The organism is Clostridium sp. (assembly GCF_036660475.1).
Classification (GTDB): domain Bacteria; phylum Bacillota; class Clostridia; order Clostridiales; family Clostridiaceae; genus Clostridium_J.
Map to the genome: position 1 here is coordinate 1 of NZ_JAVXAO010000009.1, position 23,161 is coordinate 23,161.

Sequence of the window (23,161 nt, forward strand, 5' to 3'; positions counted from 1 at the left end):
CCTATAAACTAGACACTTTTTTTATATGTGTCCGGTCTATAGGTACCATTTTAGTACTATTTATTATTTTCCTTTGTTTTTTCTTTATCTTTGTCTTTATCTCTACCATAATACTTGTCTATTTTTTCAACTACGTCCTTAGGTATTTCTCTAGGAACTGGGAATATCATAGAATTAACTATCTTCTCAGCAAATAGACCTACAAAACCTGTTAATTTTTCTATTTCTTCTTCTGCCATAAACTCCATTACATCATGTCTACTGTGATAAAACGCCGCCCCAGTTGCCCCGAATCTAGCAAAACTTATTGATGGAACTTTAGAATCTGCATATGGTGTAGAATCACTTGAGTATACATCCTGTTTTACTTCCATTGGAAACCCGACTTCTTTAGCCAAATATTCCGTCATATAACAAAGCCCTTTATCAGCTGTCACCATTGCATGATTTGTTCCTAATACTGGACCACCCATATCAACATTTATTGCTAACCCAACATTTTCAAGTTCCTTTTCATGCTCTTTAACATAAAATTTACTTCCTAAGAGACCTCTTTCTTCAGATCCAAACCATAGAAATTTAACTGTTCTCTTTGGCTTGTCCTCTATGAACTTTCTCAATATTTCCATAATAGCAACGGTTCCTACCCCATTATCATAAACACCTGTACTAAACGGTACGCTGTCATAATGAGCTACAAAATGTATCTCTTCCTTTGGATACTCAGTTCCCTTTATAGTTGTCATAACATTATAAGAATCCGTTTCTCCTTCATCTTGTACTAATGTAAATCTAATTTTTGTAGCCTTTCTACTGACTAATTCAATAGCATCCTTAACTCTTAAAGTAAGCCCTAGAATCTTCCCAAACTGCAAATGCCTTGGTCTTAACATTCTCTCATCTAAATCTGTTTTATCTTCTTCATCTACTGCAGTTCCACTAAAAGCTATAAATCCCTTAACTCCCGCTTTAGTAATATTTTCATAAACCTCATAATTCATCTTATTCACTAAAACTATTTTATCCTTCACATCAGCAAGATAAGCTTTTTCAGCTTGCTCTATGTATAAAAGTTCACATTCCATCCCCTCTTCTAATGTGCTCCCTGACATACCATAGCCCTTAACTGTATATTCCGCTTTATATGGCTCCAACACTTCTAGTTTAGCTGTTTTAATCACATAATGCGGAACTTTAAAAGCTTCAAGCTCTGCCTCAAGTCCCATACTTCTAATTTCATCCGCTAAAATATTAGCTGCCATAACCTCTTCCTTTGAACCGCTTGTCCTTACAAATCCTATTTTCTTTAAAAGCTCAACTTCTCTTTTCCCACTAATTTTCATATCCCCACATCTCCTAATCTAATTTATTATTAAGGATAAGTTATCAAATGTGTTCTACTATCTACCCATCCTTTTCAACTTTATTATATATATTTTACCATAAAGTAAATTGTTTTAATATTGAAATAGACAGATAAGATTTTATTCATCTTGTCTGCCTATTAAATAACCAATTTTTCACATTTAAACTATTTTATCTAAATTTACACCCTTTGTTGTATCAACAGCCATAGTATCCATCATCTCTTTCATTCCTACTGCCATTTCTTTCCCTGTGTTCATCTGAAGTTTAATAAGTGATAACTGAACTGCAGTAGCTAACGCTCCTTGATTCATGCTCATTGACATTCTTCCTATATCCATATATGTCAACCCCTTCTATTTCTATTTCTTCTTCATTTAATTTTGAATATTTCTTAATCTTCTCAATTGATTCTCCATCTATTAACATCTCAGTTAGTGTCCATTTTAAAGGTTGCCCTTTTCTTAACACATCCACATTATAGGGTACATTTTAATTTATTTGTTTACGGATTTTTTTCATAATAGTTTTAATATAAAAACCCCTTGAGTCTAACCTTGCTAAAATAAGATTATAAATTTTTTTGCATTTTTTAAAATTAAAGCTTAAGTTTAAAATATATATTAGTAGAAACCAGCAATTTCCCTAGATGTATTACGGCTACATTCCCTAAGGACATAAAAACACACAAATCTGTAGAATTTAAAATAACAAACATAAATTTAATTTTATATATGTGAGTTAGTATTAAAGAATATCTACAGGACATAGAAATGAGCGGTACCTTCCTTTGCTACTTTAATTGATATTTCAATTTTAGTAAAAACAATTAGCCATTAATAGCGGCGATTCTTTAATGCTTACGTTTATACAATATAAAAGTCATATTAAGTTTGTTATTGTTTTAAATTTATAATAAATCTAAAAAATTTACTATTTCAGTATCTTTATTAATTATAGTTTCAATTTGTTTTTTAATCTCATCAATGTATCCAAAACTAAAAACTATTAATATATCAACTTGATTTTCTTTTAAGTAACATGGGTCCACTATTTGTATATGAGTTTTCGGCGTATATAATCCCTGCATCATTGTATTATTATCACAAATAAATAATAATTTATTTCCATTTGGAATAGCGGCTAATGTCATTACGCCTCGGCCTCCCGCCCCAAATCCTGCTATTTTTTTACCCCTATTAACATTATCGCTTATAAACCTGTCAATTTTATTCAAACTTAAACTTAGGTCTTCGGAAAATTTTTCATATTCATTAAAATTTTTCGTTATTTTTTTTCTTGATTTTATTACTTCATTTTTTTTATTTTTTAATTTGGCTACAACTAATAATGAATTTGCTCTTTTCTCATTTTCCTTTAATAAATTAAAATCAACAACTTCAAAACCTACATTTTCTAAAATGACTTTAATAGTTTCTTCTGATAAATAAACTGTATGCTCATGTTCAAATAAGCAATATTCCTTTCTCTTTAGTATTAAATCCAAATTGTGAACCTCTAACACAATTAGTCCATCATCATTCAAAATCTTACTTATAATATTTAATGCATCCATTGGATCCGGTAAATGATCAAAAGTGTATTCAAGTATTACTAAATCAACCTTATTAAATTCCTTCAAAATACTTTCAGCTGCACTATTATCAAATAAACCATGGTAAACGGAAACCCCCCTGCTACGGCTTATATTACATAATTCCAGGGATGGTTCAACCCCTAAAACCTTCGCCCCTTTAATTTTAAAATAGTTTAATTGACTACCATCACTTGAACCAATCTCCAATATTTTACTCTGACTTGTTAAATTATAATTTTCCCACAATTTATCACATAATTTATGCATGAATCTATTAGCTGTTTCACTGCTATTTACACTATAATTATAATCATTGTAATATTCATTGCAAGCTATATCGAGCGATGTTTGTGAAACCAAACAATTTTCACAAACATTTATATTTATATCATACAAAACCTCATTACCTATCTTATTGATATCCATATTGTCTGTTAATGGCATCTGTTTGAGTGTAAGCCATTTTCTTAATTTTTCATTCTTACATATTCTACATGTATTTCTCTTAATTACATTAATTTTATCCATATCAATCAATCCTTCTTGCTTTAATATACTAAATAACTATACATTCAAAACCAACCTTCTACCCTTATTTTTCCAAACATATTTGAATGTTTAAATCGCATCTTTGGAGCCCTATACATACTTAAAAGTTATCAATGAATTTAATTACTTAAAGCTTTAATTACATAATTATATATGCTATCTTCATCTATATTATATTGTTTTCTAAAATACTCCCTACTCCCTGATGTATTCGCATATGTATCTGGTATACCAAATGATTTGAATACTATTGGCTTACTTATATTTTCTGTTATCACTTCTGATATAGCAGATGCTAGTCCACCTATTATGCTATGTTCCTCTATTATAAAAATATAATTTGTTTTTTCTATACATTCTTTTATAATGTCTCTATCAATTGGCTTTATAGTATGCATACTTATTAACTTAACACTATAGTTATCCTTTTTTAGCTTTTCAGCAATTTTTATAGATTGTTCTAACATATTACCAGTAGTTATTATTGAAATTTCATTTCCTTCAAATATCTCAATTGCTTTTCCTATCTTAAATTCTATGTTTTTATTCTTATGCAATATGGGCTCATTATTTTTATTTAACCTAATAAATGTAGGTCCTTCTATCCTAAGTACCTGTTCAACCGCACACTCTGTTTCAAATGGATCTCCCGGGCATATGACCTTCATATTTGGTAACGATCTCATTATTGAAATATCTTCTATAGAATGATGTGTAGCTCCTTGAGGACCATAACTTAATCCCCCACCTACACCTACAAGATTTACATTCAAATTTTGATAACATAAATCCACTCTTATTTGCTCAAAACACCTCATTGTTAAAAATGGGATTATTGAGTAACAATAGACCTTTTTCCCATTAAGTGCTAATCCTGCCGCAATTCCTATCATAGTTGATTCTGCTATTCCTACATTGATGAATCTTTCGGGAAATTCCTCTTGAAAATTTTCAAATACAGAAAATCCCAAGTCACCCGTTATTAGATAAATCTCTTTATCATCCCTAGCCATTTCTGTAAGCTTATTTATAAATGTCGACCTCATTTAAACTAACTCCTCCATTGCTGTTTTATACTGTATTCCATTTGGAGACTTGTAATGCCATTCCATTCTATCTTCCATAAAAGAAACACCTTTTCCTTTTACCGTATGTGCTATTATTACGATTGGCTTATTTTCTACTTTGTACGCATCTTTTAACGCTATGTATATCTCATTTAAATCATGTCCATTTATTTCTTTCACATTCCAATTAAACGCTTTCCATTTTTCTCCCAAAGGATATAATGAAGCAACCTCATCTACCCTTCCTAATCCTTGTAAATTATTATTGTCTATGATAACAATTAAATTATTTAATTTATTTGTTGTAGCGAATATTGCGGCTTCCCAAATACTCCCTTCATTGCACTCCCCATCTCCCATTATCACAACTGTCTTACATTCTTTATTATCATTTTTATCACTTAATGCTAACCCACACCCCATAGCTAACCCATGGCCTAATGACCCTGTAGAAACCTCAATTCCTGGCAAAGCATTTTTCTTAGGGTGACCACTTAAAGGCGATCCATCCATATAATATGTATCTAATATCTCTTCATCTATTAATCCACTTCTAGCTAAAACAGAATATAATCCCATTGATGCATGTCCTTTACTTAGTATTAGCTTATCTCTATTTCTATCTTTATAATTATCCTTGCTAATATTTAATATTTTAAAATATAGTATTGTTAATATATCAACTATTGACAATGATGAACCTACATGGGAGCTATTAGCTTTGTATGACATATTAATTATATCTTTTCTTATTACTTTGGATATTACTGCCAATTTGTTTATTTCATTCTGAACCATAATTTTATACTCACCTCCTAAATATCTTCATATAAGTTCATATTTTTACGATACCACTTTATACTCTCTCTAATTCCACTATTTACATTGTATTTTGGTATCCAATTAAATTCTTTTTTTACTAAACTCATATCTGCCTCCCAATTTAGGGTGTCAGATTTTCTACCATTTAGTTCACCCCATATAGGTTTTACTTCTGTTTTTGATTCCTCTATTATTATTTTAACTACCTCTTCAACAGAATACTGTCTAGCACTTCCCAAATTGTACACTTTACCACCTATATTTCCTTTAAATGCTACAATTTTCAAAAATTCTATAACATCCTTTATATAAATAAAGTCTCTAACCGCTATCCCATTTGCCAATTTAGGATTTTTATTTTTCAAACATGATAATATTACGCTTGGTATGAGCCTACTTTTATCTTCATATTCACCATAAACTGAAAATAATCTAACTGTTCCTATTGGTTTATTTTGTGTTTTATTAATCATATTACAATACATAGTTGCAGCAGCTTTCGAAACACCATACATATTAATAGGTTCCAAAAAATCTACTTCTTTCATTTTGTCGCTTTTAACACCGTATTCAGACGAACTTCCAACATTTACAAAAGATTTATAATCTACTTCTGTTAAAGCTTCCACTAAGTTTTTTGTTCCTATTATATTTGTTTCTACTATCAAATTATCATCTTCTTGAAAATAGTATGCACCATATGTAGCTAAATGAAATATATATTTTGGTTTAATAATTTCTGCTATTTTCTTTAATTCACTCTTGTTTTTCATATCACAATAGTAAATTTTCACTTTTTTTATAACCTTGCTCAATCTCCAAAGATCTGAAGTTTGCCTAACTATAATACTTACATTGTAGTTTTCACTAATTAAATTTTCCACCAAACACGCCCCAACAAACCCGGCTGCGCCTGTAACCAATATTTCCATCTAAATATCACCCTCTAAATCTTATATGTTCATCATTATTATATGTGTTGTTTCTGGTAAATGTATAACCGCAATATTACTGTTATCTACTAAAAATTCATCTACTGCTTTTTTTACCCCTGTAGCGCCCTCTTCTTTAGCTGAATAATCATGTATAAGAAAAAATCCTCCACTACATAATTTGGGATAAAAATAATTTAAAGATACCTTGCATGATTCATAAGTATCACAATCATAATATATAAAAGAAAACCTATTTTCATCTATGTCTTTAAAAACATTAGGTATAAACCCCTTTTTTATATTAACATCTTTAAAATCTTTAAATAAATCGACTACTTCTTCAAAAATCACATCTTTAAACATGCTTTTCAAGAACATTGGGTCATGTTGAGATATATAATCTTTAAACCCCTCAAAAGAGTCAACAATGTAATACTTTCTATAATCCTCATTAATAGTTTTATATAATGTTATAAAATATGAAAGTCCACATTTATATGCACCTAATTCAATTATACTACCCTCTATATTTTTAGTCTTTTTAATTATAGACATCATTATCCACGATCCTATTACCGCTGATTGATTATCTATTCTTAAATTTTTTAAAATACTTTTTGTAAACAAATAATCTTTTTCCTCTAAACATACATCATATTTACTAAGTTTATTTTTAATTTCATCTTTAATAAGTACGCTATATTCATCAAAATCATCCTTGTACCTTAATCCCATATTAGTTAATTCTTCACTTATCTCATTAACAACTTTAGATGACATTGCAAATATTATGATTTTAAAATCTGTATTTTTTTCATCACTTAAAAATTCCTTTAAATATTCTTTTCTATATACTTTAATTCCATATATATTATCTTTATCGAAATAACTATCTACTGCAAATAAAATATTTTTTCTTTTATCACTATTTTCATTTAAGTAATTTCTAAATGCAGCTCCAACTCCATATACAATAATATTTTCCATTACTTTGCCCACCTTTCTAACACACATTCCTATTTGCTACTTTTAAAAAATTTATATAATCTTTGATTCCAATAAAACTAACTTTTCACTAAGTTTTACACCTTATAAGCATAAGTTTAATTATGAATTTTAACTATACACTATTTCACTGACTCGTAACCTTCATCATTATTATTTGGATAAACAAACTAATAAATCCTTCTAAATACCACAATATAAAAATATCTGTTCTACACACAACTCATACATATTTTTATTTTTAATTATGTAGTTTTTATACCATTCAATTGTTAACTCAACACTTTTTTCTACACTTAACTTCGGCTTCCATCCCAAGTTACTTTTCGCCTTAGTGCAATCTAAACTTAATAAATTCGCTTCGTGAAAAATGTCATTATTATGTGCATTCACCCATTTACCGCTTCCCCAATAGTCAACTATTAGTTCACAGATTTTAGAAACTTTAACTGTTGAATTATTATCTGGGCCAAAATTCCAACCACTGCAATAATCGACACCATTTTCATACATTTTTAAAGCAAGACTTAAATATCCACTTAACGGCTCTAATACATGTTGCCACGGCCTAACTGATTCCATATTTCTTATTTGAATTTCCTTATGTCCAATTAAATTTCTTATACAATCTGGCACTAATCGATCCTTTGACCAATCTCCCCCACCTATAACATTTCCTGCTCTTGCTGATGCAATTGACTTAACATGACTTCCGTATATTTTGGGATCCATATATGAATTTCTATATGAAGAAATTAAGAGTTCACAACAACCTTTACTTGAACTATATGGATCATGCCCCCCCATTGGATCATTTTCCCTGTAGCCCCAAATTTGCTCTTTATTTTCATAGCACTTATCAGTTGTTATCATTACGCCTACCTTAACTGACCTTGTTTTCCTTATACATTCCAATACATTCAATGTACCTATTACATTTGTCTCATAAGTTTCCTTAGGTCTTTCATAAGCTAATCTTACAAGTGGTTGTGCCGCTAAATGAAAAACTATTTCTGGCTTATATGTTTGAAAAACTTCATAAAGTCTTTCTTCATCCCTTATATCACCTCTTATATCTACCACTTTTTCACTTAATCCCACAGCCATAAAATTATCCTTGCTTGTATATGGATCTAATCCATATCCGATAACCTTTGCTCCTAATTCATTCAGCCATATAGATAACCAAGACCCCTTAAATCCAGTATGCCCAGTAATCAATATGGTTTTATTTTTATAAAAACCATTAAATATATCTACTCCCATACTTTCCATTCACATTCTCCATTTCCCCACATTTTATTCACTACTTCAACATCTTTAAATGTATCTATAGCTGTCCAAAATCCTTTATGTTCATATACCGCAAGTTGTCCATCTTTTGCCATATTTATCAATGGTGATTGTTCAAAAAAACAATCTTCACTTGGTAAATATTTGAATATGTTTTTATTTAAAACCATAAATCCGCCATTAACCATATCTTTTAGTATTGGCTTCTCTTTAAATGACTTAACTATACCATCTTCAACTTCCATTAGTCCAAATGGAGAGATTGGATGTACCCCTGTCAATGTTGACATTCTCCCCTTTTTTCTATGAAATTCTATAAGCTTATTAATATCAATATCGCTCAATCCATCACCATAAGTAAACAAAAATTCATCTTCATCTATATATTTTTCTACTTGCTTTAATCTTCCACTTGTCATAGTTTCAATTCCTGTATCCACAATTGTAACATTCCAATTTTCCTCTTCGCTTGTATGATAATTTATTTCTTTACTACCATTTATCTTTAATGTAAAGTCATTATTTCTCCAATACATATCCATAAAATACTGCTTTATCATATCACCTTTATATCCAACACATAATATGAAATCATTTATCCCATAGCTTGAATATATTTTCATTATATGCCATATTATAGGTTTTCCTCCTATACTAACAAGGGGTTTAGGTCTATACTCTGTTTCTTCTCGCATACGTGTACCCTTACCACCACAAAGAATGACAACCTTCATTAGTTTTCACCTGCTTTTCCTATATTCTGTATTAATTCATAAATCTCCTCAAAATAAGTTTCACCTATATAATATTCCTTGAAATATTCTTCAAATCCATCCATATCAATATCAATTTTATTTTCAATTATATTCTTATACCATGGCAATATTGTCGTTTGTAATATCTTTTGCTTATCATTTTTTATATTTTCTTCACACAACCCATATTCCTTAAAATAATTCAAAATATCTAAATAATTTTTTATAAAAACTCTTCCAAAATTATATCCCGCTGGCTTATTTCCTTCATAATAAAAAATAGAACTTTTTATAACAATGAACTCAGGAGAACTCATCAATATCTTGTATTGTAAATATATTTGATTAAAACAGCTATCTATAAATTTAAATGGTTCTTCAACAACTTTGTAATCTTCTCTTTTTATTATTATAGAAGAAATAAACCCAGAATTAATTGAAGTCTCCCTTAAAAATTCATTAATCCCACTAAATGCCTCTATTTTATTATCGCAACTTATTACATTCAGAAAAAATAATGACTGTTTAGTATTAGTGTTTATAATATTCATTAGTTGATATATAGTATTATCTTTAAAATAATCGTCATCACCATGTAACATAATATATTTACCTTTAGATTTTTCAATGACTAATGCAACATTTTTATCTGCTCCAATATTATTTTTATTTTTATTATAAGTTATATTATTGTATAACCCTTGATATTTTCTAACCACTTCATCAGTATTGTCTTGAGAATCATTATTAGAAATGAAAATTTCAAACAGACTGTCATTCCCTATCTGGCTATATATAGAATGTAAGCACTTGTCTAATTCCTTTGCTCTATTAAATGTTGGTATACATATAGATATCAATGGTTGTTCGGCTCTGTTTTTTAATACTCTATCAACTTCATTTTGATTCTTAACCCTAATCCACTCTTGAGTATCTGTATCATAGATTTTTAGTATTTTTGCTGGACTTCCCCCAACCACCGAATAGTCTGGTATATCTTTTGTCACATAACTATTCGCTCCTACTACACATCCTTTTCCTATATTAACATTTCCAACTATAGTTGCATTAATTCCTACCCAAGAATTTTCACCTATATTAACACTATTGGTTACAGATGTAATACCTTGATTCATAATTGGTATTCCTATATTTTTATAATTATGTTCACAGTCTGCTATATATACATTAGGTCCAATGATTACATTCCGCCCAATGACACATTCATTCGAAACTGATATTGAAAATCGACTCCCAATACTACACCCATCATTGATTATTATTTTAGCTTTTTTATTTTTATTTGGCATACAATCATTAAGCCAACATCCATCTTTTATCGTTACATTATTTCCTATTGATACAGCATCAATATTATTTATATTAAACCCTTCCCCTAAACTTGAGTTTTCTGACAACTTGTAAAATTTCACACACCCATTTGATATATCACTTTCTTCTCTGTCATGATAATCTTTCAATTTATTTTTCTCAGTAAATTTATCATTTTTCAAGACATAACTTTCTTTTTTTTTCCTGCAAACTGCAATTAAATACATCGGCTCAAAATCTTTAAATTCCTCTATCCTTTTACACTCATAATCCTTTATATTATTCAGTCTAGAATAATCAATTTCTTCTTTCCCAAAGATTTGTCTAATATATTTATTTTTAATAATTTCTATATTTTCATTTACAGTCTGCCCATACAATTTAACTATATCAAACTTCGACGATAACTTTCCAATAAATTCAAGCGGTGAATATTCAAAAGAATGATATATGTTTTGCGGTTTTTCCCCAGATAATAACCCTGGATTTGTCGCATTTCTATTAGGAGTAGATACAATAAATATCCCCTCATCTGCTAATATTCTATTTGCTTCACTTATCAAATCATCTCCACACTCAATATGCTCTATTGTCTCAAATGATACAAATACATCTGCACTACTATCAGGCACATTTAGTCTTGTTACATCTCCAACTTCAAATTTTACATTTTTATACTCTCTGTAATTGTGCTTTGCGCTATCTACTGCCTCTTCTGAAATATCAAAACCCCTTACGCTCCTAGCTCCTGCCTTCGACAAAATCATTGACCCATATCCACTCCCTGAGGCTGCATCTATTACTATTCTATCTTTAACATATTCACTTGCTAGGTTGTATCTATTTAAATGTTCCAACATAACATCGCTATAATTTTCACGCACAAAATCATTAATTACTAATCTCTCGCCTGTAAATTGTATATTTTCCTGATTATCAACTTCATTTTGAGTAATAATCTGTGAATTAACACTTATATTATTACTCAATATATTAATACAATTCCTCATATCTTTTTTTGAAACTATTATTATATCAAACACTAAATCACCAAAATTTATATCATCTGAATTTTGAATATTTGTTAATATATTTAATTTATTCATAATGCTTAAAGTTTCTTTATTATTTTCCACCCCATAAATATTAGCATGTGGAATAACCTCTTTTATCTTAGTTAGTGTAGCCCCTATTCCACAGCCTATGTCTAAAACATTAATTTCCATATGCTTATTTAACATACTTACATCTATTTTAGCTAAAAGATCATATCTTAAATTTAATACTTCTTCACTTCTAAATCCCCATTTTTCTTCAAACTTCTTAGAATTAGTTGCTATTAATTTATTATATTTACTTGCATCCTTCGAAAAACTAACACTACCAAAATGATGAATATAGGTATCTTTACAAAGCAATAACTTATATCCTTCCATTACAATTCTAAGGCTAATATCATCATCCTCAAAATTTCCTGGTGTAAATCTTTCATCTAATAATCCTACTTTATCTAATACATTCCTCTTAATTAACATAGCAAACCCAACTAACTTTAGTCTTTGTTCATAAGAATTTTCATCAGCTATATTATTTTTCAAAGCAAAATCCATATATCCATCAAAGTCATCATAAGTTTCGCTAATTTGTTGATAATAAGATACACTATTACTTACAGCACCTGTAGCTCCAATTTTTTCATCAGAATACAATCCCATTCTTAAGTTAAATATAGAATTTGGCATTATTACTGTATCATTATTTAAAAGAAAAATATCATTGTTATTTTCTGCAAGTTCTATACCTTGATTGCAACCTGCTGGAAATCCTTTATTTTCTTCATTTAATATGTATTTTATTCCTTGCTGTTCTTTTATCCATTCAGCGGTTCCATCTGTTGACTTGTTATCTACTATTATAATTTCGCACTCTTCACCACTAGTATACTTTTTAATACTATCCATACAAACTTTTGTATAATCTAGATTATTGTATGTTAAAATAACTATAGAACATTTATTAACATTAATATCAAAGCTAGTTTCCAACTTTTTTTTTGCGGCTAAAATAACATCTCTATTGTTTTCATGTCCAGTATTATATAGTGCTTGTTCATAGCACAGAAATGCTCTATCATACTGATTATGCATTTCATATAAATTCCCCATGGTGAAGTATAAATCACCATTAAAGATGTTGCTCTTTAATCCTTCTCTAATGCATTCTAAAGCTCCACTATAATTTCCCTTGTATATTTCAACAATTGCTTCCATGCTTGCTACTTCATCGTCAGATCCAATAATATTTTTATATTGTAAAATTGTCTCTTCTGCTTCTTGTAACTTTCCTTCTTCTATGTAATTTTGAATTATTCCCTTTATTTCTTCATTATTCATATAAGTTTCCCCTTATTTTAGATTCTAAGTAATTTATTACGATAATTTATATCGTTACAATTCTATTATCGTGATTTCCGTTTAAAACTTTACACATATTTCACAGATTCGACATTTCACCACTAAACTAAACCTCAAGCCTATGCTATCAATTTTATATTTTATAAATAAACTTATCCACCTCAATCTACTTATCTCTAAAAGTTTTTTCATAGCAACTCACCAAACTAGTAATATTCTGTATAAAAAAAGTAGTACTATGAACCTAATCGTCATAATACTACTTTTAAAATTTTAATTATATATTATCTTAATAACTGAAGAACCCCTTGTGGTTGTTGATTAGCTTGAGAAAGCATTGCTTGTGCAGCTTGGTTAAGAATGTTGTTTTTAGAGAATGACATCATCTCTTTCGCCATATCAACATCTCTTATTCTTGATTCTGCTGCTGTTAAGTTTTCTGAAGCATTGTTTAAGTTAGCTATTGTATGCTCTAATCTATTCTGTACAGCTCCTAACTTAGATCTCTCAGCAGAAACTTTTGATATTGCATCATTTACTGTACAAATAGCTGCTGTAGCATTAGCTACTGTACCTACTGAAACTGCTGTTGTTGTTACTCCTAATGCAGTAGCTCCCATATTAGAGAATGTAACTGATATCTGTTGTCCACAGTTAGCTCCTACTTGGAAAGTAACTCCAGTACTTGCACTAGCGAACATCGCTTGTGTGTTGAATTCTGTTTGAGTAGATATTCTATCAATTTCTTCTGTTAAAGCAGTTAACTCTGATTGTATAGCAGTTCTATCATCTGATACATTTGTACCATTAGATGCTTGTACTGTTAACTCTCTCATTCTTTGAAGAATGTTGTGAGTTTCATTTAATGCACCCTCTGCTGTTTGTATCATAGAAATACCATCTTGAGAGTTTCTTGAAGCTTGATCTAATCCTTTGATTTGACCTCTCATTTTTTCAGATATTGAAAGACCTGCAGCGTCATCTCCAGCTCTGTTAATTCTTAAACCTGAAGATAATTTCTCCATAGATTTTCCTGCTGCATTAGTATTGATTCCCATGTTTCTGTGTGCGTTCATTGCATTCATATTGTGGTTGATAATCATAATATATTCCTCCTTGATTTTGACGGACATCCTTGTCCTAAATATTATTTTAAACCTTCTTCATAAATTATAAAGAAGAAATTTAACAAGTTTAGTTTTTAAGATCAATGGGTATATGCTTTATATCTTATATATAATTAATCGGAACACTTTAATGGAACTTTATACTATTGTAAATAATTTTTGTAATCTATTCCCCTATTATTCCTTTTATTTCAGCTACTATATTAATATCACTACAAACTTCTAAAGCTTTTTTATAGTAATAATCTTTCTCATCATTTCTTTGAATATTTTCAAAAACTTGCGCTAAATTATATAGTGATTCAAATTTATCTATACTCAACTCAACTGATAGCCCAATATTAATTAATGAATCATCAATTTCTCCATTAAAAAATTCTACAACACCTAAAGCATTTTTTATATCACCATCAAATAAAAATATCTTATCTATCTCCTTAAGTACACTTTTAGCTTCCCCTACCATATTCGCATCAACAAGCCCTTGAACTTCCTGTAATATATTTAGCTTTTCTTCTTTCATTTCAATAGTAATTTCTTTATCATCCATTTCTTTTATGTATAATTCTATTAATCTCTTATATTCAGGGTATTCTCTCAAAATTTTTCTTAAACCTTTCACATAAACTAATTTATTAACTGTGTATTCTTTAAGATTTTTTTTCAATTGTATCCATAATACTTCATCTCTTTTCAGAATTTTGTTATAATTTTCATCTTCCAAAACTTCTTCTTTATATATTCGCTTAATGTATAAAAATTTATTTATGTATGATCTATTTACTAAAGCCTTATACTTATTTTCCTCTATCGAATTGCTTCTTAAAAGCATATCTTCAACTTTTACTAGTAACATTAAAACATTGATATTGCTTGAAAGTAGATTTTCTTTACTATAATCGTATAAAACATTTAAACAATCATACTCTTTAGCCATATAATTAATATAATTATATTGGTCCCGACTTTCAAACTTCTCCAGATATTGTAATACACTATTACTATCTGTTACAGCTATTTTGAAAATTTCCCCCTTATATTTAGCAAATCCATCATACTTTACGTTATAATCATTGTTTTTGATTCCTTTATATTTAAAATTAATATAAAAATCCAAATTATTGTTTAGGCCCAATAACTTAGTATATATATCAAGTATTTGCTTGTCTAATTCTTCAAACCCTATTCTTTCCACAATCGAAATAATACTATCAATGTCTTTATCTTCAAATTCTGTAGTTTTGTAAAATTCAAAAACCTTTGAATACTTCTCTCTTTTAATTAACGAATATATGTAAACTTCACTTAAACTATTTTTATCTGATAATCCACTTAATTTATTATAGTATTCTTCAATTTCAAACAATTTTCCCAATTTAAAGTCAACCGTTATTTTATCTTTTATTACTTCATCTTTTTTACAATAAGAGTTGTTATTAACAGATATATCTTCTGGTATATATCCATTCTCTAACTTGGTATATAATTTAAAATATTTACTAATATATGTACTAGCTTCATCATACTTACTTAAAGCGATATACGATTTTAATAAAATATAGTAAAAATCCAAATGTTCGTTACTATATTTTATAGCTTCCTTAGCCACCTCTATAGCTTTCTCATTATTACCTTTTGAAACCAACGTCATTGCTAAAAAATGATATACATACAAATATCGTTCTTTATGATCTTCTTTTTTCACTAAATTATAAGCTAAAGTTATATTTTCAAAAGCTTTTTCGTTTTTATTTGCCATGCCATAGGTTTGCGCTAATTGAAAATAAGTATATATAGGTTCTTTTCCATCCTCTAAATCCTTTAATAACAATTTTAAATTTCTTTCATACTTATATTTCATAAGATTGAATGAAGTTGTCGAATAGCCATAATGTGTAAGCATTATATTAGTTAGCGCTACTGGTTGTGTTATTTTAGGTTGTTCATGAACTCTTCCTTCATAGCAAAACCCATCTACATTTTTAAATAACCTAACCAAAGTCCCCATCAAGTAGTCATTTTTATTTTCAGATAACATATTTTTAAACTTTATAGTTGCCGAGTTATAACCTTTGTAATTACCAGTATTAAAAAACTCTATTAAATACTTTACGTCTTCCAAAACCTCATCTGCATCTAATACTAAAATCCAATCTCCCTTACAATATTTAATGCTTCTATTTCTCATTTCCGCAAAATTATTTTCCCATTTATGTTCATAAACTTTTTCAGTGTAATCCATAGCTATATTAATAGTTTTATCCTCACTACCAGTATCCACTACTATAACCTCATAATCCAGTTTATCTTTCAAACCCTTTAAAGCCTCTAAACACTTCCCAATATTCTTCTCTTCATTTTTAACTATCATAGCTATACTCAATAACATAGTAACTACCTCCCTTGTATATATTAACTCCTTAAGTTCAAATTATATTAACATTTTTCGAATATTGCAATATACTTAAGGCTAAATGAAAAAGTAGTATTATGAATATATTCATCATAATACTACTTTTAAAATTTCAGTTATATATTATCTTAATAACTGAAGAACCCCTTGTGGTTGTTGATTAGCTTGAGAAAGCATTGCTTGTGCAGCTTGGTTAAGAATGTTGTTTTTAGAGAATGACATCATCTCTTTCGCCATATCAACATCTCTTATTCTTGATTCTGCTGCTGTTAAGTTTTCTGAAGCATTGTTCAAGTTAGCTATTGTATGTTCTAATCTATTTTGTACTGCTCCTAATTTTGATCTCTCTGCAGAAACTTTTGATATTGCAGCATTTACTGTACTAATAGCTGCAGTTGCAGTTGATGATGAAGTTACCACCACAGATGCTGCTGTTATTCCCAATGATGCTGATCCCATATTACAGAATGTAACTGATATCTGTTGTCCACAGTTAGCACCTACTTGGAAAGTAACTCCAGTAGTTGCACTAGAGAACATCGCTTGTGTATTGAATTCTGTTTGAGTAGATATTCTATCAATTTCCTCTGTTAAAGCAGTTAATTCTGATTGTATAGCAGTTCTATCATCTGATACATTTGTACCATTAGATGCTTGTACTGTTAACTCTCTCATTCTTTGAAGAATGTTGTGAGTTTCATTTAATGCACCCTCTGCTGTTTGTATCATAGAAATACCATCTTGAGAGTTTCTTGAAGCTTGATCTAATCCTTTGATTTGACCTCTCATTTTTTCAGATATTGAAAGACCTGCAGCGTCATCTCCAGCTCTGTTAATTCTTAAACCTGAAGATAATTTCTCCATAGATTTTCCTGCTGCATTAGTATTGATTCCCATGTTTCTGTGTGCGTTCATTGCATTCATATTGTGGTTGATAATCATAATATATTCCTCCTTGATTTTGACGGACATCCTTGTCCTAATATTATTTTAAACTTTCTTCATTTATTCTGAAGAAAAGATTTAACTATTAATGTTTCTTAGATAATCATTATTTAGTTTTTAGACTATACTTATTTATTCGAATCATTTATTAATAACTTTACACTTTAAGAGTAATTATTTATAGAAAATCATATAATTTTCTATAAATATCTAAAATATTTCTTATATTATATATTTTTATCATATTCCTCTATATAATTTTATATCTCCTTACTAAAAAAACTAACATTCCCAAACTTATTTCCATAACTATTGTTAGCTATCTTTTTCTTTTTTAAACTTCGGATTTCTTCCTTGACTTTATCCTTCTCAATTTTTAATATGGCGAAGGCTCTTTTTTCTATTTCCATTAAATTTAACTCATCTGAAATAGCTATTAATTCCTTTTTATCAAAACTCATTTCCTTGAGTCGATCTATTAACTTTTCCCTCTTATCTAAGTAACTAGCCCCGTCCCCATCATTATTGATCTCACAAATAAAATTAAGTGTAGCTTCCTTATATTCTAATAAAATATCTCTTAATTCCATATTTTATTGTCCTAACTGAGACATAAGGTAACTTTGTTGAGAGTTAAGCTTATTCATCATAGTTTCTAAGACCGCATACTTAGAGTATAGTGCTTGCTCTCTTCTTTTGAAATCTTTCTCCATATCCTTCATTTTTCTATCATATGTCTCCATTTTTTTAGTTAACTCATTAATCCCTGCTGAAGATGTGCCTTCAACACCAGCTTTCTTGATTAATCCTGCTGATACAGTAACTGTTTCATCATATAAAATCTTTTTTAATCTTTGGGCAATACCAGTTTCATTATATTTGCTTGTTTCATCTGTAATTGAACTGTCTGGCATAGAAATAAACTGATTCATTACACCCGCAAGATCCTTTTCTAATGCCTCCGTTAATTTACTTTCATCAATAGTAAATGTTCCGTTTTTAGTTCCCTGATAATCTTTTACAGGCGCAATCCCAATTTTCTCTAGATTACCACCTTCAACTAAACCTCTCATTGCAGATTTCATACTATTAGCTATCCTAGTAACATCAGAATCTCTATTTAATTGTCCCTTTTCAACCTTCTCATTCCATATCTTAATTTCTGTCTCTGACATCTCTTTTTTCTGTTCATCTGTTAGCGGCTTAAAGCTCTTATCATTTTTAGTCATTGTTAATGAGTTTAGCCTCTCCATCATTTTGTTGTAATCATTAACAAATCCAACAATCATATCTTTAATTCCTGATACTTGATTTTTACCTGTTATATTTACACCATCTTTTGGTATTTCTCCATTAATTGTAAATGTTATACCATCTAATGTAACAGTGTTTGAATTTCCTTTATGAGTATAAACTCCACCTTTATCATCTTTTATTATAATATTGGCATTAGTACCACCTGTAACTGTCGTTCCTTCTGCTTCAACCTTTTTAACATCAAATTTACTATTCACTCCTGCATCTGCTGATGTTAATTTTATATTACCACCAACCACTTCAGCTGTAACTCCTATATTATTATTTTTAAATAGGTTATTTAAGTAATCCTGTTGTTCTTTGTCTGTACCCGTCGGCAAATTTATATTCACAGCATTTCCATCAATAATAAACTTCCCATTAAGATTACCTTTAACTATAAGCACTTCTGATTTAGTAGCATTTTCTCCATTCTTAAATGGTATCTCTATTCCTCCTGCTTCAATTTTAGGTATTTTATCGACAGCAAGTTCACCTAAAACAGTATTATCTATCTTTAATTTTCCACCTTCATAAACTGCTTTTAGATTTTTGCTACTTAGCTTTTCATTTAATATTTTTATTCTATCTTCATCTGTTGCAGCTTCAGGAAATTCTAATCCGATAAGTTCACCATTAATTTTAATTCCCTTTAAATAATCCTCTAATTCCTTTCCAGTCTTTCCAACATCTAAAGTCACAGTACCTGCCGTTGCATCTTTGCCTAGAGTACCTGTACCAATCGGTGTTGTAGTTCCTCCAATCGTGAATGTACCATCTTTACCCAACACTGTAGATTCAAAAACAAATCCACTCTTATTTCCACCAGTTTCACCGCCAGCTAAATCACTATATCTAACTGTTACGTTTATCCCTTTTGCTTTTAACTGCTCATTTAAATCTTTAGCTTTTTCTCTTTCTGTAGCACCATTTTTCAAAGTAAACTTTTCTCCATTGACAACCACTTCAGTCCCTAATTCAGTTACTGTTGCCTTCGCTGCTGTGGCTGAAGTACCTGTAACTGTGTACTTACCTGCTTTTGCATCACTACTTCCAGTCACTGTTACCGCACCTGCATTAGATGATTCAAATGAAACCCCTTGCCAATTCTTACTTAGAAGTATACTATCACTCTTAGTAACATCAAAATATTTATTATAGAAATCTCTAGATGAACTAATAACTTCTCTATACAGCTTTTGTTTAATTTCAAGAATTTCCTTCTGTTGTTGCTGCTGTTGAATCTTTATCCTATGTGGTCTCATAGTATCCTTAACAATCTGGTCTACATCAAGCCCAGTGGCCATTCCTGTAATTCTCATTTTTTCTTCCTCCTTCTTAATCTACAGTGTTTTCATACTCAAAATTCTTTCAAACACTAATTATGTTGTTAATGTTTATATGAAACTTATTTTCTCTTTTTAGAAACTTCGTATGCTTCATTCCATATTTCTCTAACTTCCTCAATAAGCGGAATAACCTCGTCCATAATCTTTGCATCCTTTTTAATGTTCGCTTGAAAAAGTTTCTCATTTATAAAGCCATACACATTAAACATCTGCTTTGCCCAATCACCCGCATTAGTATCAATGGTTATTCTAAGTTCCGTAAATATATCCTGGGTCCTAGTTATACTTTCATGAGCACCTTTAATATCTCTCTCTTCTATTGCTAATTTACCCCTTTTAGCAAATTTCACTGCCCCATCCAATAACATTATTAACAATTGCTCCTTTGAAGCATAATTTATACTATTATTTTTATAAGCATTATAGGCGTTAGCACCTGCATTATACATTTTATTTTCCTCCTAGTTTTAAGCCTTCTTATCTATTAATACTCCAACCATTTCACACATTTTCGCCACCATATCAATAATTTTCTTCGATGGTAATTCTAACACTACTTCCTTAGTATCTTTATCAATTATTTTTATCATTATTTGATTAAACTTATCATGAACAGAGTACTCCGCGTAGACTCCTTCATCCTCTATGACCTTGTTAAGCTTATCAACTGCCTTATTCACATCTTCCTTAGTGTAATTCTCATTTTTACCATTTGATGAGTCCTTACTTATATTTCTAATATCTACACCTATATTTTGCACCTCACGAACCGCTCTTGTACCTTCCATGGCTTTTACAACATTTGTTCCATTAATCTCCATGATTATTCCCCCAAATATATTATTCAAATTTTTTAATTACATTTCTTCTTCCCTGAATTATGCAACTTTAAACGCCCCTACTTTTTACCTTTTAAAACTGCTAATAAATCCATATCGATTGTAGCAGCCTCTTTATTGGCTTCCCCAACTTCTTTATATAATTCACTTCTTAAAATCTTTATTTCGCGTGGTGCATCAATAGCAATTTTTACAGATCCATCATCTAATTTCGCTATTGTTATTTCTATATCATCACCAATTCTAATACTTTGACCTTGTTTTCTTGTTACAACTAGCATACTATCACTCCTTAATTAAGGGATGTTTAATGCTATAGTTTTCCCTATCCAAAATCATTTGATACCCCTGGTTGTTTTTTAAATTTATTATTATAGGAGCTTTTAAATTCGTAGTAATCTTTTTCACATTACTATGAAGAGTAACCGTATTTAAAATTAATACATCCTCTTCACTATCTATCTTAAGTTCTTTTATAACACCTTCTGGCAATTCAATCTCATAATCCACCTTGAAATCAAAGGGCATTACTGTTACAAATCCTACACTTTCATTGTCCGTAGATTTAAGTAACTTAAAAGGGCTATCTGCCTCTACATTTGTAAGCTTGAATTCTTTTAAATCTTCAAAACCCGGAATCCCACGATTAAAAGTGATTATTTTCTCATGAAAATCACTATGGCCTATGTCTAACGTCATGGTATCACCTCCATCTTGTTCCTCTCATAATTTTAATATTTGATTTAACTTATTGTTGAATATAATGCCTAATCCACCCTAAGTTAAATCAAATTTGAAACTCCTTCTCATATTCATTCGAATGAGTAACTTTCACTAACAAAATCATAGATTTCGAGTGTCAGTTATCTTAAAAAGTCCAATATTGATGGTTGAAGAATCTTTGCACTAGTTTGTAGTGCTGCCATATATACAGTCTGTGCAACACCCATCTCCATACTCTTTTCTACAAAGTCAATATCTTCATTAGCAGATAATATCTCTGTAAGATTCTCATTCTGTGCCACATTTAAATCCTTAGCACTTTCCATTCTATTTTGCATAGCTCCAACCTTCGAGTTCAGACTAAGCATATTATTAATAATTTGATCAATCTGTCCAAGATTTTCTCCAACAACCTTATCTTTACTATCAACGCTACTTAAATTGTTAATAATATCATCAAGTACTTTTGAAACATCTATATTTACGACATTACCATCTTTATCCTTAGTTTTAAAATTTAGCACCTCTAAAGCATTAACATTGTAATCCACCGTTACGCCTGATGAAATTTCTATTTTTAAGGATTGATCTATATTTGCTTCGCTACCACTAACAGATATTGAATTTTTCTTAGAAGATACAGAAATATCAAAACTACTACCGTCTGCAACTTTTGAAAAATCTAAATCTACCCCATCTACAGTAATTTTATTTCCATCCAATACTTTGTCTACACCATTAATTTTCACTGTACTGTTTATTTTATCTAGATTCTCAACCTTAATAGTTCCCGGTGTTTGGCCTTTGTATTTATCTGCATTACTAATTCCAACATCTAAATTTCCAGAAGTCATTTTAATTTCTTCAACCTTCACAGGCTTTGAAGCTCCATCTTTCCCACCAAATATGTACTTTCCATCGAAGCTTGTATTTAAAATCTGTCCAAACTCTGCAACCTTTTCATTTATCTCATCCTTAATTGCAGTAAGTTCGTTGCTTCCATAGGCTGCATTTCCTGCTGATACCATAAGTTCTCTTATTCTTTGAAGACAGCTTGTACCTTGACTTAACGCTGTATCTGTTGTATCCATCCAATTTGTAGCATCATCTATGTTTTTGTTATATTGCTTATTAGCATTTACCTCAGTGTACATTTGCATAGAACGAGCTACTCTAAAAGGATCATCTGAAGGTTTTGAAAATATTTTCCCTGTGTCTAATTGTTTTTGCAACTTGCTCATATTATTTAGGTTTGTATTCATATCGCCTAAAAATCCAGTTACCATTACTCCATGAGTTATCCTCACTAATATCACCTCTATATTAAACTTTTTA

Annotated in this window: 20 protein-coding genes; all 20 read right to left on the bottom strand. The window is 29.8% G+C overall.

The window, feature by feature from the left end; all coding sequences use genetic code 11:
• Positions 1-56 precede the first annotated feature (56 nt).
• Positions 57-1,343, bottom strand: a complete 1,287-nt coding sequence (locus RSA29_RS12535; RefSeq protein WP_346943580.1) for a M20/M25/M40 family metallo-hydrolase — start codon at positions 1,341-1,343, stop codon at positions 57-59.
• 183 nt (positions 1,344-1,526) lie between these two features.
• On the bottom strand, positions 1,527-1,706 hold the full coding sequence (locus RSA29_RS12540) for a YjfB family protein (protein WP_346943579.1): 180 nt from the start codon (positions 1,704-1,706) through the stop codon (positions 1,527-1,529).
• Between the two features lie 569 nt (positions 1,707-2,275).
• A complete protein-coding gene (locus tag RSA29_RS12545; protein ID WP_346943578.1) occupies positions 2,276-3,490 on the bottom strand; it encodes a methyltransferase domain-containing protein in 1,215 nt (404 codons plus the stop codon).
• A gap of 140 nt (positions 3,491-3,630) precedes the next feature.
• A complete protein-coding gene (locus tag RSA29_RS12550) occupies positions 3,631-4,557 on the bottom strand; it encodes a transketolase C-terminal domain-containing protein (RefSeq protein ID WP_346943577.1) in 927 nt (308 codons plus the stop codon).
• On the bottom strand, positions 4,558-5,376 hold the full coding sequence (locus RSA29_RS12555) for a transketolase (RefSeq protein WP_346943576.1): 819 nt from the start codon (positions 5,374-5,376) through the stop codon (positions 4,558-4,560).
• 17 nt (positions 5,377-5,393) lie between these two features.
• The gene (locus tag RSA29_RS12560; RefSeq protein ID WP_346943575.1) at positions 5,394-6,332 is read right to left on the bottom strand and encodes an NAD-dependent epimerase/dehydratase family protein; all 939 of its coding nucleotides are present in this window, start codon (positions 6,330-6,332) and stop codon (positions 5,394-5,396) included.
• 21 nt (positions 6,333-6,353) lie between these two features.
• Positions 6,354-7,322 carry a TylF/MycF/NovP-related O-methyltransferase gene (locus RSA29_RS12565; protein WP_346943574.1) on the bottom strand — a complete coding sequence of 323 codons (969 nt, stop codon included), beginning with the start codon at positions 7,320-7,322 and terminating at the stop codon, positions 6,354-6,356.
• A gap of 201 nt (positions 7,323-7,523) precedes the next feature.
• Positions 7,524-8,615: a CDP-glucose 4,6-dehydratase gene (gene rfbG / locus RSA29_RS12570; protein WP_346943573.1), complete on the bottom strand. Its 1,092-nt coding sequence runs from the start codon at positions 8,613-8,615 to the stop codon at positions 7,524-7,526.
• Positions 8,597-9,367 carry a glucose-1-phosphate cytidylyltransferase gene (gene rfbF / locus RSA29_RS12575; RefSeq protein WP_346943572.1) on the bottom strand — a complete coding sequence of 257 codons (771 nt, stop codon included), beginning with the start codon at positions 9,365-9,367 and terminating at the stop codon, positions 8,597-8,599. The genes rfbG and rfbF overlap by 19 nt, the downstream gene beginning before the upstream one ends.
• A complete protein-coding gene (locus tag RSA29_RS12580) occupies positions 9,367-13,113 on the bottom strand; it encodes a glycosyltransferase (protein WP_346943571.1) in 3,747 nt (1,248 codons plus the stop codon). Before RSA29_RS12580 ends, rfbF begins: the two co-directional genes overlap by 1 nt.
• A 305-nt stretch (positions 13,114-13,418) precedes the next feature.
• Positions 13,419-14,237 (bottom strand): flagellin, encoded by an 819-nt coding sequence (locus RSA29_RS12585; RefSeq protein ID WP_346944433.1) that lies wholly within the window; start codon positions 14,235-14,237, stop codon positions 13,419-13,421.
• A 190-nt stretch (positions 14,238-14,427) separates the two neighbouring features.
• Positions 14,428-16,650, bottom strand: coding sequence for a glycosyltransferase family 2 protein (locus RSA29_RS12590; RefSeq protein ID WP_346943569.1), 2,223 nt, complete (start codon positions 16,648-16,650; stop codon positions 14,428-14,430).
• Between the two features lie 147 nt (positions 16,651-16,797).
• Positions 16,798-17,616: a flagellin gene (locus RSA29_RS12595; RefSeq protein ID WP_346944434.1), complete on the bottom strand. Its 819-nt coding sequence runs from the start codon at positions 17,614-17,616 to the stop codon at positions 16,798-16,800.
• Between the two features lie 263 nt (positions 17,617-17,879).
• Complete coding sequence (locus RSA29_RS12600; protein ID WP_346943567.1) at positions 17,880-18,209, bottom strand: hypothetical protein; 330 nt, start codon at positions 18,207-18,209, stop codon at positions 17,880-17,882.
• A 3-nt stretch (positions 18,210-18,212) separates the two neighbouring features.
• Entirely contained in the window at positions 18,213-20,237 is a 2,025-nt protein-coding gene (gene fliD / locus RSA29_RS12605) for a flagellar filament capping protein FliD (RefSeq protein ID WP_346943566.1), read from the bottom strand.
• Positions 20,238-20,323: 86 nt separating this feature from the next.
• On the bottom strand, positions 20,324-20,713 hold the full coding sequence (gene fliS / locus RSA29_RS12610) for a flagellar export chaperone FliS (RefSeq protein WP_346943565.1): 390 nt from the start codon (positions 20,711-20,713) through the stop codon (positions 20,324-20,326).
• Between the two features lie 18 nt (positions 20,714-20,731).
• Positions 20,732-21,085, bottom strand: coding sequence for a flagellar protein FlaG (locus RSA29_RS12615; protein WP_346943564.1), 354 nt, complete (start codon positions 21,083-21,085; stop codon positions 20,732-20,734).
• Between the two features lie 77 nt (positions 21,086-21,162).
• Positions 21,163-21,384, bottom strand: a complete 222-nt coding sequence (csrA, locus tag RSA29_RS12620; RefSeq protein WP_346943563.1) for a carbon storage regulator CsrA — start codon at positions 21,382-21,384, stop codon at positions 21,163-21,165.
• A 4-nt stretch (positions 21,385-21,388) separates the two neighbouring features.
• Positions 21,389-21,802, bottom strand: coding sequence for a flagellar assembly protein FliW (gene fliW / locus RSA29_RS12625; RefSeq protein ID WP_346943562.1), 414 nt, complete (start codon positions 21,800-21,802; stop codon positions 21,389-21,391).
• A 164-nt stretch (positions 21,803-21,966) separates the two neighbouring features.
• Entirely contained in the window at positions 21,967-23,133 is a 1,167-nt protein-coding gene (gene flgL, locus RSA29_RS12630) for a flagellar hook-associated protein FlgL (protein ID WP_346943561.1), read from the bottom strand.
• Positions 23,134-23,161: the final 28 nt, after the last annotated feature.

What these genes read in the sequence shown, in the direction of transcription:
- fliW (WP_346943562.1), bottom strand. Translation starts at nt 21,802, where the DNA reads ATGACGTTAGACATAGGCCATAGTGATTTTCATGAGAAAATAATCACT.
- RSA29_RS12555 (WP_346943576.1), bottom strand. Translation starts at nt 5,376, where the DNA reads ATGGTTCAGAATGAAATAAACAAATTGGCAGTAATATCCAAAGTAATA.
- RSA29_RS12590 (WP_346943569.1), bottom strand. Translation starts at nt 16,650, where the DNA reads ATGTTATTGAGTATAGCTATGATAGTTAAAAATGAAGAGAAGAATATT.
- RSA29_RS12585 (WP_346944433.1), bottom strand. Translation starts at nt 14,237, where the DNA reads ATGATTATCAACCACAATATGAATGCAATGAACGCACACAGAAACATG.
- rfbF (WP_346943572.1), bottom strand. Translation starts at nt 9,367, where the DNA reads ATGAAGGTTGTCATTCTTTGTGGTGGTAAGGGTACACGTATGCGAGAA.
- csrA (WP_346943563.1), bottom strand. Translation starts at nt 21,384, where the DNA reads ATGCTAGTTGTAACAAGAAAACAAGGTCAAAGTATTAGAATTGGTGAT.
- RSA29_RS12615 (WP_346943564.1), bottom strand. Translation starts at nt 21,085, where the DNA reads ATGGAGATTAATGGAACAAATGTTGTAAAAGCCATGGAAGGTACAAGA.
- RSA29_RS12550 (WP_346943577.1), bottom strand. Translation starts at nt 4,557, where the DNA reads ATGAGGTCGACATTTATAAATAAGCTTACAGAAATGGCTAGGGATGAT.
- fliS (WP_346943565.1), bottom strand. Translation starts at nt 20,713, where the DNA reads ATGTATAATGCAGGTGCTAACGCCTATAATGCTTATAAAAATAATAGT.
- RSA29_RS12545 (WP_346943578.1), bottom strand. Translation starts at nt 3,490, where the DNA reads ATGGATAAAATTAATGTAATTAAGAGAAATACATGTAGAATATGTAAG.
- RSA29_RS12600 (WP_346943567.1), bottom strand. Translation starts at nt 18,209, where the DNA reads ATGGAATTAAGAGATATTTTATTAGAATATAAGGAAGCTACACTTAAT.
- RSA29_RS12565 (WP_346943574.1), bottom strand. Translation starts at nt 7,322, where the DNA reads ATGGAAAATATTATTGTATATGGAGTTGGAGCTGCATTTAGAAATTAC.
- rfbG (WP_346943573.1), bottom strand. Translation starts at nt 8,615, where the DNA reads ATGGAAAGTATGGGAGTAGATATATTTAATGGTTTTTATAAAAATAAA.
- RSA29_RS12595 (WP_346944434.1), bottom strand. Translation starts at nt 17,616, where the DNA reads ATGATTATCAACCACAATATGAATGCAATGAACGCACACAGAAACATG.
- RSA29_RS12540 (WP_346943579.1), bottom strand. Translation starts at nt 1,706, where the DNA reads ATGGATATAGGAAGAATGTCAATGAGCATGAATCAAGGAGCGTTAGCT.
- RSA29_RS12535 (WP_346943580.1), bottom strand. Translation starts at nt 1,343, where the DNA reads ATGAAAATTAGTGGGAAAAGAGAAGTTGAGCTTTTAAAGAAAATAGGA.
- RSA29_RS12580 (WP_346943571.1), bottom strand. Translation starts at nt 13,113, where the DNA reads ATGAATAATGAAGAAATAAAGGGAATAATTCAAAATTACATAGAAGAA.
- RSA29_RS12560 (WP_346943575.1), bottom strand. Translation starts at nt 6,332, where the DNA reads ATGGAAATATTGGTTACAGGCGCAGCCGGGTTTGTTGGGGCGTGTTTG.
- fliD (WP_346943566.1), bottom strand. Translation starts at nt 20,237, where the DNA reads ATGAGAATTACAGGAATGGCCACTGGGCTTGATGTAGACCAGATTGTT.